General features: G+C 33.3%; 13 protein-coding genes and 1 pseudogene. 8 read left to right on the plus strand and 6 right to left on the minus strand.

Features of this window, described 5'->3' with window-relative positions; translation table 11 throughout:
- The first annotated feature begins 41 nt into the window (after positions 1-41).
- From CD032_RS06270 to CD032_RS06305, 8 genes are all read left to right on the plus strand, one after another.
- On the plus strand, positions 42-2,459 hold the full coding sequence (locus CD032_RS06270; protein ID WP_103211273.1) for a Na+/H+ antiporter subunit A: 2,418 nt from the start codon (positions 42-44) through the stop codon (positions 2,457-2,459).
- Positions 2,440-2,868 (plus strand): Na(+)/H(+) antiporter subunit B, encoded by a 429-nt coding sequence (locus tag CD032_RS06275; protein ID WP_080760407.1) that lies wholly within the window; start codon positions 2,440-2,442, stop codon positions 2,866-2,868. The genes CD032_RS06270 and CD032_RS06275 overlap by 20 nt, the downstream gene beginning before the upstream one ends.
- Positions 2,868-3,215, plus strand: a complete 348-nt coding sequence (gene mnhC1 / locus CD032_RS06280) for a Na+/H+ antiporter Mnh1 subunit C (protein WP_040030166.1) — start codon at positions 2,868-2,870, stop codon at positions 3,213-3,215. The genes CD032_RS06275 and mnhC1 overlap by 1 nt, the downstream gene beginning before the upstream one ends.
- The gene (locus tag CD032_RS06285; protein WP_064264193.1) at positions 3,202-4,698 is read left to right on the plus strand and encodes a Na+/H+ antiporter subunit D; all 1,497 of its coding nucleotides are present in this window, start codon (positions 3,202-3,204) and stop codon (positions 4,696-4,698) included. Before mnhC1 ends, CD032_RS06285 begins: the two co-directional genes overlap by 14 nt.
- A gap of 1 nt (position 4,699) precedes the next feature.
- A complete protein-coding gene (locus CD032_RS06290; protein WP_019469663.1) occupies positions 4,700-5,179 on the plus strand; it encodes a Na+/H+ antiporter subunit E in 480 nt (159 codons plus the stop codon).
- Entirely contained in the window at positions 5,179-5,472 is a 294-nt protein-coding gene (locus tag CD032_RS06295; protein WP_019469664.1) for a Na(+)/H(+) antiporter subunit F1, read from the plus strand. Before CD032_RS06290 ends, CD032_RS06295 begins: the two co-directional genes overlap by 1 nt.
- Positions 5,450-5,806 carry a Na+/H+ antiporter subunit G1 gene (locus tag CD032_RS06300; RefSeq protein WP_019469665.1) on the plus strand — a complete coding sequence of 119 codons (357 nt, stop codon included), beginning with the start codon at positions 5,450-5,452 and terminating at the stop codon, positions 5,804-5,806. Before CD032_RS06295 ends, CD032_RS06300 begins: the two co-directional genes overlap by 23 nt.
- 127 nt (positions 5,807-5,933) lie before the next feature.
- Entirely contained in the window at positions 5,934-7,079 is a 1,146-nt protein-coding gene (locus CD032_RS06305; protein WP_103211274.1) for an NAD(P)-binding domain-containing protein, read from the plus strand.
- 146 nt (positions 7,080-7,225) lie between these two features.
- Here CD032_RS06305 and CD032_RS13390 read toward each other — a convergent pair.
- The 6 genes and pseudogenes from CD032_RS13390 to CD032_RS06330 all read right to left on the minus strand — a co-directional run.
- Positions 7,226-7,413: pseudogene (locus CD032_RS13390) on the minus strand (IS5/IS1182 family transposase); the annotation flags it as partial.
- Positions 7,414-7,710: 297 nt separating this feature from the next.
- Complete coding sequence (locus CD032_RS06310; RefSeq protein ID WP_019469667.1) at positions 7,711-8,091, minus strand: PaaI family thioesterase; 381 nt, start codon at positions 8,089-8,091, stop codon at positions 7,711-7,713.
- A 30-nt stretch (positions 8,092-8,121) separates the two neighbouring features.
- Complete coding sequence (locus CD032_RS06315; protein ID WP_019469668.1) at positions 8,122-9,438, minus strand: Na+/H+ antiporter family protein; 1,317 nt, start codon at positions 9,436-9,438, stop codon at positions 8,122-8,124.
- A gap of 234 nt (positions 9,439-9,672) precedes the next feature.
- On the minus strand, positions 9,673-11,148 hold the full coding sequence (locus CD032_RS06320; protein WP_019469669.1) for a M17 family metallopeptidase: 1,476 nt from the start codon (positions 11,146-11,148) through the stop codon (positions 9,673-9,675).
- 183 nt (positions 11,149-11,331) lie between these two features.
- Positions 11,332-12,540: an NAD(P)/FAD-dependent oxidoreductase gene (locus CD032_RS06325; protein WP_019469670.1), complete on the minus strand. Its 1,209-nt coding sequence runs from the start codon at positions 12,538-12,540 to the stop codon at positions 11,332-11,334.
- Positions 12,541-12,775: 235 nt separating this feature from the next.
- The gene (locus CD032_RS06330; RefSeq protein ID WP_019469671.1) at positions 12,776-13,135 is read right to left on the minus strand and encodes a HesB/IscA family protein; all 360 of its coding nucleotides are present in this window, start codon (positions 13,133-13,135) and stop codon (positions 12,776-12,778) included.
- Positions 13,136-13,137: the final 2 nt, after the last annotated feature.

A 13,137-nucleotide genomic window follows, 5' to 3' on the forward strand; every position in this document is an offset into this window, starting at 1 on the left:
GTATAATGACCTTATACTATTTTAAAAAGGAGGATAAAATAATGAGTTTGATACATATAGCGGTATTATTACCGTTAATATTTGCACTCATTATTCCAATTGTATACCGCATACATAAGCGTATACATTTAGGATGGTTTGTGTTACCTATCCCCGTCGTCTTATTTATATATTTTCTATCAATCATTTCGACAACAATGTCAGGTAAAAGCGTAGTACATAAAGCAAATTGGATGCCTCATTTTGGCATGAATTTCGATTTATACGTTGATGGCTTAGGTTTATTATTCAGTTTACTAATAACTGGTATTGGAAGCTTGGTTGTCTTATATTCTATTAGCTATTTAAGTCGACAAGAGCAATTAGGTCATTTTTATTGTTACCTTTTGCTTTTTATGGGTGCCATGTTAGGTGTCGTATTATCAGATAATATCATTATCTTATATCTATTTTGGGAGTTAACTTCATTTTCAAGTTTTCTACTCATTTCATTTTGGAGAACGAAACAAGCATCTATTTATGGTGCACAAAAATCAATGCTCATAACTGTGTTGGGCGGTCTTTCCCTGCTAGGTGGTCTTATTTTACTATCCCTTGCAGGTAATTCCACTAGTATTCAAACGCTCATAAATCACGCGTCTGAAATCCAAACAAGCCCTTACTTTATATTGTCTATGATTTTTGTAATTATAGGAGCGATGACTAAATCAGCTCAGTTTCCATTTTATGTTTGGTTACCAGATGCAATGGAAGCACCAACGCCAGTTAGTGCTTACTTGCATTCAGCAACAATGGTTAAAGCCGGTCTTTATTTAGTTGCACGTATGACACCAATATTCGCGCTTTCACAAGGTTGGATTTGGACGATTACTGCAGTGGGGTTAATCACTTTGTTTTGGGCATCATTAAATGCAACAAAGCAACAAGATTTAAAAGGCATTTTAGCCTTTTCAACTGTCTCACAACTTGGCATGATTATGTCAATGTTAGGTATCGGAGCAGTAAGTTACCATTTCGAAGGCTCAGACAGTCAAATTTACGTTGCTGCTTTTACGGCAGCTGTGTTTCACCTTATAAATCATGCTACCTTTAAAGGTGCATTGTTTATGGTAACTGGTGCTATTGATCACAGTACGGGAACACGTGATGTCAATAAATTGGGTGGCTTAGTAACCATCATGCCAATTTCTTTTACCATCACATTAATTACATCATTAAGTATGGCAGGTATTCCTCCATTTAATGGTTTCTTATCAAAAGAGAAATTTCTTGAAAGTATGATTGAAGTTACGCACGCTAATATCTTCAGTTTAAATAGTATTGGTATACTCATACCAATCGTGGCAATTTTAGGTAGCGTATTCACTTTTGTCTATGCTGTTAGATTTATTGGTCAAATATTCTTAGGTAGCTATAAACCAAATAATTTACCAAAATCAGCGCATGAAGTTTCAAAACTAATGCTAATTTCTCCAGGTATATTAGCAATACTCGTCATTGTTTTTGGGTTCTTCCCTTCTATATTGACTGGGACAATCATTGAACCAGCAGTATACGCAATTAGTCATAATAGTAACGCAACAGCTGAGTTTCATATGTTCCATGGATTTACACCAGCCTTTTTCTCAACATTAGGCATTTACATCGCTGGAATTTTGTTAATACTTAGCTTTGGTTATTGGATCAGCCTATTAAAAGCACAACCTACAAAACTAACAATCAATTATTGGTATGATAAATTTGGAGCGGTGTTCCCAGGCTATTCAAGTCAATTTACTAACACTTACGTTACTGGGTTTACACGTAATAACTTATTAATCATTTTCGCATCTTTAATTGTGATTACACTTGTGACATTATTAGTAACACCATTCAATGTTAACTTTAAAGATGTTAGTGAAATCAGACCATTTGAATTGATCATCGTAGTCTTTATCATTACAGCAGCGTCTATGATTATATTTGCACGCTCACGCCTATTCAGTATAATCATGGCAAGTGCAGTAGGTTATGCAGTAGCGATCTTCTTTATTTTCTTTGGTGCACCAGACTTAGCATTGACGCAATTTGTTGTAGAATCTATTTCTACTGCATTGTTCTTATTATGTTTCTATCATTTGCCAAATTTAAATCGACATAACGAATCAACTTCATATAAATGGTTGAACATTATTATTGCCATCGGTGCTGGTACCGTCGTAACAGTATTAGGTTTAATCACATATGGTAATAGACACTTTGGCTCAATTGGAGAATTTTATAAAGCGCATGTATATGATTTAGCACATGGTACAAACATGGTCAACGTTATTCTAGTTGATTTCCGTGGTACCGATACTTTATTCGAATCCTCTGTACTAGGAATTGCAGGTTTAGGTGTTTACACAATGATTAAACTTCGTTATAAAAACAAACCAAATAATGAAGGAGGAACTCACATTGAAAAGACAGAAAAATAATTTAATTTTCCAATACTCAGCTATCGTGATTTTCTTCTTAATCGTTATGTTTGGTTTACACCTATTTTTAACAGGACATTATACACCTGGTGGTGGTTTCGTCGGTGGCCTACTCCTATCAAGTTCACTTGTGATTGTAGCAGTGGCTTACGATATTAAGACTATGCGTAAAATATATCCATGGGATTTCAAGAAACTCATTGGTATTGGGTTATTCTTTTGTTTAGCTACACCTATGGCGAGTTGGCTATACAATAAAAACTTCTTTACGCATACGCCATTTGAGATTCCATTAGGTATTTTAAAACCTATAGAAATGCATACTGCCACATTTTTCGATTTAGGTGTTTTATGTGCGGTTGTTGGCACAATAATGACTATAATATTAGCGATTGGAGAGAATGAGTAATGGAAATAGTGATGATTTTTGTTTGTGGTATTCTCACTGCAATGAGCGTCTATCTCATTCTTTCTAAAAGTTTGATACGCATCATTATTGGGACTACATTACAAACACATACAGCTAATTTATTCTTAATAACTATGGGTGGTCTTAAGAAAGGTGAAGTCCCTATTTATGAAAAAGGGTTCACTTCATATGTGGATCCAATTCCACAAGCACTCATATTAACAGCTATAGTAATTTCATTTTCTGTAACAGCCTTTTTCTTAGTATTGGCTTTTAGAAGCTATAAAGAACTAGGTACAGACAACGTAGAAAGTATGAAAGGGGTGCTAGATAATGATAGAGAGTAATCTTATTATTTCATTACTCGTCATACCAATGTTAACAATTATTGCATTAATTTTTATTGGTAAACGCCCTAAAATTAAACGCTACGTTGCATTAACAGGTACTGCAGTCACATTAATTTTTGCTTTTATAAATTTAAAAAATATTCTCAGAGATCGACCTATAAAACTCGAACTTGGTTCATGGGATGCACCATATAGTATTGTTTTTGTTACAGATATTTTTAGTATTTTACTTGTGATTACAAGTCTAATTGTAACGATGTTAATTATTTTATATTCATATCAATCTGTAGGTATCGAGCGTGAAACATATTACTATTATTTTGCTATTATGTTTATGCTCACTGGTGTTATAGGATCATTTATAACTGGTGATATTTTCAACCTTTTCGTATTCTTTGAAGTATTTTTAATGGCCTCTTATATTTTATTAGTTATTGGTGGCACACAAGTTCAATTGAGTGAAACGATAAAATATGTACTTGTAAATGTGACATCTTCTGCTTTCTTTGTTATAGCCGTCGCAATGCTTTATTCTGTTGTAGGCACATTGAATTTAGCAGATATTAGTGAAAAATTAAGTCAATTGTCAACACAAGATAAAGGAATTATCAGTATTATATTTATTATGTTTATCTTTGTCTTTGCTACAAAAGCTGGTGTCTTCCCAATGTATATCTGGCTACCAGGTGCTTATTATGCGCCACCTATAGCAATTATTGCCTTCTTTGGTGCGTTGTTAACAAAAGTTGGCGTTTACGCAATAGCTAGAACAGCAAGCTTATTCTTTGGTGATGCTTCTAACTTTTCACTGTACATCATTTTATTCTTAGCCTTACTTACAATTATTTTTGGTTGTGTAGGTGCTGTTAGCTACTTTGATACTAAAAAAATCATAATTTATAATATTATGATTGCTGTTGGTGTCATTTTAGTCGGCGTAGCAATGATGAATCAGGCTGGTATGATGGGAGCGATTTATTATACATTACATGACATGTTGATTAAAGCAGCCCTATTTTTCTTAATTGGTGTCATGTATAAAATCACCAAAACACACGATTTACGTAAGTATGGTGGTTTAATCAAACATTACCCTGTATTAGGCTGGTCTTTCTTTATCGCTGCTTTGAGTTTAGCCGGTATACCACCGTTAAGCGGCTTTTATGGTAAATATTACATTGTTCAAGCTACTTTCGAAAAAGGATTTTATTTAAGTGGAATTATCGTTTTATTATCTAGTTTAGTTGTACTTTACTCAGTTATTCGTATTTTCTTAAAAGGTTTCTTCGGAAAATCTGAAGGTTATGAAGTCAACCCTAAACTGCAATACAAAGGTATTTTAACAGTTGCTATTATTGCAGTTGCTATATCAGTGATATTTGGCCTATCCGCTGACTTTTTACAACCAATCATAAAAGATGCTGCCGAAACATTCTATAATCCTAGTGTTTATATAGACAGCGTATTGGGGGGCAAATAATATGGCAATTCAAATATTAGTGAATTTAATTTTATCAGTGTTTTGGCTATTTGTAACAGGTAGCTATACATTTAATAATTTCCTATTAGGTTATATATTTGGGCTATTGTTAGTATTCCTGATGCGTGGTGTCTTACCCGGTAGATTTTATGTTATTACTATTTATAAAATCATAAAATTATTTATCGTATTTTTAGTAGAATTGGTTAAAGCAAATATTGATGTTATTAGAATCGTTACTAAACCTAAAATTAACAATGAACCCGCCTTTTTTACTTATCCAACAGATTTGAAAAAAGATTGGCAAATTGTGTTGTTATCAAATTTGATTACACTAACACCAGGTACGATTGTTCTAGGCATCAGTGATGATCGCAAACAAATATATATTCACAGTATTGATTTCAGTACCAAAGAAGAAGAAATAGAAAGTATTAAATCATCACTAGAAAAAGTGGTAAGAGAGGTAGGTGAGTATTAATGAACTACAACGTGATATTAATCGTGGCATTAGTTATTGTAACATTGTCAATGTTTGGTATGCTTGTTCGTGTCATTATCGGCCCTTCTCTTGCTGATAGGGTTGTGGCACTTGATGCAATGGGTATCCAACTAATGGCGATTGTAGCACTATTTAGTATTTTCTTAGGTACTAAATATATGATGGTTGTCATTTTATTAATTGGTATTTTAGCGTTTTTAGGAACTGCAGTGTTTGCAAAATATATGGATAAAGGTAAGGTGATTGAGCATGATAACAACGATCGTCATTAGTATAGCGCTTATTTTGGTTATCCTTGGCTCACTCATAAGTGCACTAGCTGCGATTGGCCTCTTACGTTTAGATGATGTATATGCACGTGCGCATGCTGCTGGTAAAGCTGCTACATTAGGAGCAATGTTACTTATAAGTGGTGTTTTCTTATATTTCATAGGTCGTGAAGGTTACGTAAATATGCAATTACTTATTGGAATATTATTTATTCTGATAACAGGTCCACTAGCAAGTCACCTTATTATTAAATCCGCATATAATTTGAGAACACCCGCTTCCAAAAGAACAAAACGTGATGATATACAAAAAGACCTAAAAGATACAAAATTGTAAAGTCATTAACTTACGCATTCCAATTATCTGGGATGCGTTTTTTATTTTATAAAATTAATGATTGCTAAATTCGATGTGTGATGATATATTAAATCGTAATTATTACGTTTTAAAAGGAGCTGAAAATATGTCTACTTGGACCATAATCGGTGGCGGTATCCAAGCAGTTACAATTGCGATAAAATTAAAATCCATAGGTATCAAAGACCACGAACTAACAATTATTGATCCACATCATAGTTTATGCGAGCAATTCGAGGATTATACTCAGCGCATTCAAATGCCTTATTTACGTTCGCCGTGTGTCCACCATATACACCCTAATCCCTTTCATTTAAATCAATTTGCTAAATGTTATCAGTATATTAATGCCAGTTATGGACCGTATAAAAGACCAAATCGAGCGTTATTTATAGACCATATTCACCATCTATTACATAAATTTAATTTGAACAAGAACCATATTGTCGGTTTTGCTAATAAAATCAGTTTCAACCAAAAACAATGGCATGTACAATTATCACAACACAATTGGATTACATCAGATTACTTGGTGATTGCAACAGGTTGTAATCACGTACCCTATATTCCACATAACTTTAATCATACGCCAGATGTATATCATATTTTTGATTCACAATTAAATTTACATAAACAAACTTCTCATGTCGTTGGAAGTGGGATTTCTGCAGCACATGTCACTTTAAAATTACTACAACATCAACCGCAATCAGTCATTCATCTTTGGACAAATAAAATAATTGACGTACATGACTTCGACGCAGATCCAGGTTGGTTAGGTCCCAAAAAAATGTCAAACTTTAGTGCATTAACTGACTCTAAAACCAAACTGAAAATCATTCAAAAAGAGCGCCATAAAGGTTCTATGCCTAAAGAATTAGCATTGAGGCTCAAAAAACACATGAAGCAAGGCAAATTAATAATGCATATCAATGAATTAAAAGATATACATCATCATCATATTTGTACAGAACAATATTGTATGTTCTATGATAGCGTAGTATTAGCCACAGGTTTCGAAGATACACTAATGCAACAACCAATTATCAAGCAGCTCGTTAAAAATTTTAATGCACCTGTGTCAGATGCGGGACTGCCTTCTATTTCATCTCATTTAGAATGGTTACCGAATTTATTCGTCACAGGTGGTCTAGCAGATTTAGAACTCGGTCCCTTTGCTCGCAACATCATGGGTGGCCGTGAAGCAGCAGCAAAAATTGCAACTGCTGTTTTATCAAAAAAAACGTATTGAACATAAGATATATTTAACAACAAATAATCATATTCAAAAGAATCTGGGACATAAAGTTCTTGGACAAGTGAAAAAGCCAATTTCAATTGAAATAATAATTAACTCATTGAGTTGCTAATTTGCTCATATTAAATACCATTAATACCAAGAAATAAAGATACTAATAAGACATCTACTTTAAGATTTACTTTAAAACGATTCATTGTTTTATAAAAAGGTGTTTGATTTTGTAAGAGCTACATAATTCAGATACGATTATTAAACATTTCTTCTATTTTACGACCAGTGTATACAGATTGGTGTATACATGTAGAATAATTATTAACATCATTTTGGTTAATATAAGACCTTATTTTTAAAGTATTTTAATGTGAAATGACATATGAATACGTTGTATTTTGGCGTGTCGCTTGAGGAAACAAGACAAGCTGAAGCTGTCCCCTAAGAAAGCGAGCCCACCATACGAAATATTGAATAACAAAGAAGCACACAGATGCATTAATTAAATCATCTGCGTGCTATTTTTCTTAGTTTTTGTACCAAGCTCATATATAGTTTACATTTAATAATAATTAGCTTGAATACACGCTAATCATTAAGATTAATATCACCAATCTAATACTTTAATTTCTCATTGCCGTTTACGTGGTTTAATAGCAACGGTCCCTCTCATTACACAAATCAATCTATCATTTTGGTCTCTGATATCTATGTTCCAAACTTGCGTTGTACTACCTTCATGAATGATTGTAGCAGTCGCAAATATTGTTCCTTCAGTCGTTGAACCTATATGATTTGCATTCATTTCTAGACCTAAAGGAATAAAATGCTCTGTATCAATGATGTCAGCAGCTCCCATTGAGCATGCTGTTTCTCCAAGCGCTAAGCTCGCTCCACCATGTAAAAAGCCAAATGGTTGTTTCACTTCATCTGTGACTGGCATAGACATAACCATAAGTCCATGTTCTTGTCGCTCTACCTTTATCTTTAAAGCATCAAGCATATTCGCCATTGAAGACACCTCTTTTTCTAATTCTTAGCTCTATAATATCATAGCCGCAATAGTGCCAAAAATGATTAATGGAATATTATAAAAAACAAAGTTTGGAATACATGTATCACGAATGTGATCATGTTGACCATCAACATCTAAACCTGCTGTAGGACCTAATGTTGAATCGCTCGCAGGCGATCCCGAATCTCCTAATGCACTCGCCGTTCCTATCAAAGCAATTAATGCCATGGTACTTAGTCCCAAAGATTCACCTAATGGCACAAACAACGTTGCAATAATAGGGATTGTAGCAAATGATGAGCCAATTCCTAAAGTCACGACCAAACCAATAATGTACATTACAATAATACTAACTAATTTATTCTCTCCAATAACACCACTAAGTCCACTTACTAAATTACCTATATCGCCTGTTTCATTCATTACACCTGCAAAACCATTTGCTGATAAAATCACAACACCTATAAATGACATGATTTTAATACCATCGACAAATTTTTGATCTAACTCAGTCCACTTATAAGCACGTGAAATGAAGAAAACAAGTACACCAGCTAAAGCCCCAAATATCATAGAATCAGTGAACATCTGTACTAAAAAAGTAGCAATAATAGAAATAATCGTTACTACGAGAACATAAGGTCTAATTTCAATTTCACTCATATCTTTAATGTCTTTATGTTCAGAGTATTTTCTTGGTTTTCTATAATAATAAATACCTGCGATTAAGCCAACAATATAGCCTAATGATGGAATCAGCATTGCTTTCCATATCATACCCATTTCAATTGGATGATCTGCTTTAGAGAATCCACTTTGAATGATTTGGTGGAAAATCTGACCGAAACCATAGGGTAATAAAACATATGGCCAACATAAACCAAAGCCAATAATTATTGCAATTTGTCTTCTATCTATATTAAGTTCATTAAACAAACTTATTAATGGAGGTATTACAATTGGGATAAATGCAATATGTACAGGTATTAAGTTTTGACTCATTACACTCATAATTAATAGTGCACCGATAATAATAACTTTAACTTTAATACGTGACATTTTACTGTTTTCTGCATGAATCGCATTGATAATCTTATTTACTAAATAGTCTGTAATACCGCTATAAGAAATCAACGCAGCAAATCCACCTAATAAAGCATAACTTAATGCTACTTCAGCGCCATCAACAATATTTTTACCAAATACAGATACAATGTCTGTGACGCTCATACCTGCGATTAAGCCACCAACTAGTGCACTGATAAATAAGCTTATAACAACATTTAATCTACATAAACAGAGTACAATCATCAGTACCACTGCTATAACAACTGCATTTATCACAAAAGCACAACTCCTTTATTACGTTATCGAACTAAAGTATCACGAGATTTATAATAACAATTGCTTATCAAATTGTCAATCCTATCTTTAGATATATTTATTCAAAACTTTATATTAAAATGAGACATGCTTCATAAACTTGCCGACCTTTTTATATAAGTTAAAAAAGCTTCAAGTTAATCTACTAAAAATTAACTTGAAGCATATGTTTTCTTAACTTCAATGTTGTTTATTTTATTGATTACGTAACCATTGTACGATTGTTGATATTAGATAACCTGTAGGTCCAGCAGGTCCCTTATAACTTGGTTTATTCGTAGTAGCAGGCCCTGCTATATCAAAATGTAAATGTGGTGTATTACCTGCAAAATGATTGATAAATGTTGCTGCAAACAATGCTTTGCCTTGACCATTGGTATGGTTGACTAAATCAGCTACCTCACTTTTTCTTATCAGTGCTTGTTCTGTAGCAGTAATTGGTAATTCAAAGACTTTTTCATCCATAATTTCTGCTTGACCTAGAATAGATTTTAACGTGTCTTCAGCATTTTGATTAAAAACGGCAGCTTTATCTTCACCTAACGCAGCTACAGCAGCACCAGTTAAAGTTGCAAAATCTAATATTATATTTGGCTGAAATTGATTAGCATAAAATACAGCGTCCCCTAAAACAAGACGTCCTTCTGCATCTGTATTTAATACCTCTACAGACTCCCCACTAAGGGCTGTGTAAACATCATCTGGTTTCATCGCCTCTTCATTCACCATATTTTCAGCAGCAGCAATAATACCAACAATATTTAAAGGTAGTGCTAATTGACGGGCAGCTTCGATCATTCCTATTACATTTGCAGAGCCACACATATCAAATTTCATAGTCTGCATACCTGTTTTAGATTTAATTGAATAACCACCGGAATCATAAGTAATGCCTTTGCCTACAAGTGCAATAGGATTTTCTCCTGGTTTGCCACCATTATAAGTCAATGTAATTACACGTGGTCCATTTTTAGAACCTTTACCAACTGCATGAATTAACCCAAACCCTTCTTTTTGTAAAGTCTCATCATCTTTGATATCAACAAATACATTAGTGTCATTAAATTGGTTTTCTATCAGTTCTGCATAATAAGCTGGTGTTAATATATTAGGTGGTATATTACCATAATCACGCGCTAAATTAACAGCAGTTGCAATTGCTTCACCATTTTCAATAGATTTTGCAATATCATCTTCTTCTGTATGTATCTCTAATGTTAATTGATAAGGTGCTGATTTATTGGTTTTATAACCATCAAAATGATAAATTGATTGTTCACTTTGCTGACCAAGAATTTCAGCGATTATTTCTTTTTCTACTTTTTGAGATTTAAATGAATTAAATAACAGTGAAGCTTCAGTGATTCTACTGCTATTTAAAGCTTGGAATAAATTACCGAATATTTTTAAATAATCATTGTATCCTAATTCCTTAGTATTTCCTAATCCTACAGTAATCAACTTATGCGCCTTCTCTTCTACTTTAAAAAATGTAGTCGATATCGTTCCAACATTAGTGCTAAAGACTTGATGTTCCTTTAAAGGTGATAATAAGTCTTTTAAATCTTCTTCACCTATTTTTATGGCCTCTAATTGATTTAAGTGTTCAGGTACACCGACAATGATTGTTTCTTGTTCAACCTTAGCAGTGTTATTTATAATTGCTTTCATCAATCATCCCTCATTTCAGTTTATTCAGTCACATTGTATCATTAATTAATCCCTGTTCATTATTAAAAATGATTTACAGTGTAAACTTATAAAAATATACATATAATAATTGAGGCTGAGACATAAAATAGTCTCAGCCTCAATATTTATACTACTAGATATACATCTAGTATTTATCAGTTATTAAAATTTACCTTTTTTAAATGCTAGACCGACGCCACCAAGTTTGAATACCGCACGTGTATCGATAACTTTTTTCATAAATGCAGCTTTTTTACCTTGGATATCTTTACCATAAACAACACCAACGCCATCGTTAGCACCTAAAGAACATACTGTACCACGATCAACATATTCAAATTCTTGAGTTGGTTGACCTTCTAGGATATTTTTAATGTTCTTAGCAGTGTGCTCGCCTTCTTGCATAGCAATTTGTGCTGTTGTAGGTAATGGACGTTCTTCTCCAGCAGGAATAAATGCAGAACAATCACCTATTACAAAAATATCATTATATCCATCGATAGTTAAATCTTGGTTAGTAACAATACGGCCACGTTTCACACCTTCGAATGATTCTTCCATTAATTTGCTACCACGAACACCAGCAGCCCATACCACTGTATTCGCTTCTAATTGTTGTTCTTCATCGTTAACTTTAACCACGAAACCTTTTTCATTTGCAGCAACGATTGGTGTAGCAATTTTAAATTCAACACCTTTGCTTTCTAAATAGCTTACTGCATGGTTTACTAATTCATCAGAGAATTGAGGTAACATTTTTGGAGCAGCTTCTACACAAGTTATTTTAACTTTTGTTTGATCTACACCATATTTGTTACATAACTCAGGGATACGATCAGTCAATTCACCTAAGAATTCAACACCTGTAAATCCTGCACCGCCAACGATAATAGCTAAATCTTTATCGTCTTTATTTTTTGATGCAGCATAGTTAGCAAATTTATCTTCAATGTGACGCGCCAATTTACGAGCAGTTAAAACATTTTCGATTTGGAAAGCATGATCTTTCATACCTTTAATACCAAATGTTTCACTTTCGAAACCTAAAGCAACAACTAAAATATCGAAATCAAAAATGCCCGCATCAGTTTCTACTTTTTTAGCATTGCGATCAATTTTTGTAACTTCTGCTTTGATGAAGTTTACTTTATTCTTATTGATCACGCTTTCAACTGGGTATAAAACATCTTCATAACTAACTGTTCCAGCTGAAGCTTCATGTAACCAAGTCGCTTCGTAGTGATAATCATTCTTATTAATTAATGTAATTTCAGCCTCATCAGCCGAAAGTTGCTTTTGTAATTTGGTAATAGTTTGTAACCCAGCGTAACCAGCGCCTAAAACTAAAACTTTTTTACGTTCTTGAGCCATTTCATTCACCTAAGCTTTCATAATTTTTTTGTTGCGATCGTCTTTTTAATTTACTGATTTTCATAAAAATTCACAAAAAAGACATTTTTCATCCAACACTAATTTTATAGTTTTTATAGTTTATTTTCAAGCCGAAACGCATATATTGTTTGTTTTTTCACATAAACAGATAAAAGACTATAGTTCTCACCTTACTTAGTCGAACTATAGTCTATAAACACGCTATTTACAATTATTAGCAATCTTCTGGTGAGCCAGAAACTTTTGCAGTTCTAAATGAGCTACCACAACCACAAGATGCAATTGCATTTGGATTGTCTATTTGGAAGCCGCCACCCATTAATGATTGTTTAAAATCAATTTTTGTACCTTCCAATACTGGTATGTCATATTTATCAACCAGCACTTTTACACCGTGAAATTCAAATATTTCATCATTCTCACTAGGTTCAGCTTCTGCAGACATACCATACGTTAATCCAGTACAACCGCCACCATTAACTTTAATTTTTAAAAAACCATTTGGCATATCATTTTGTTCCATCATATCTTTAACTTCGTATGCTGCCGCTTCTGTCAGTTCAACTACTGCCATTA

The organism is Staphylococcus cohnii subsp. cohnii, from assembly GCF_002902365.1.
In the GTDB taxonomy this organism is placed as follows: Bacteria; Bacillota; Bacilli; order Staphylococcales; family Staphylococcaceae; genus Staphylococcus; species Staphylococcus cohnii.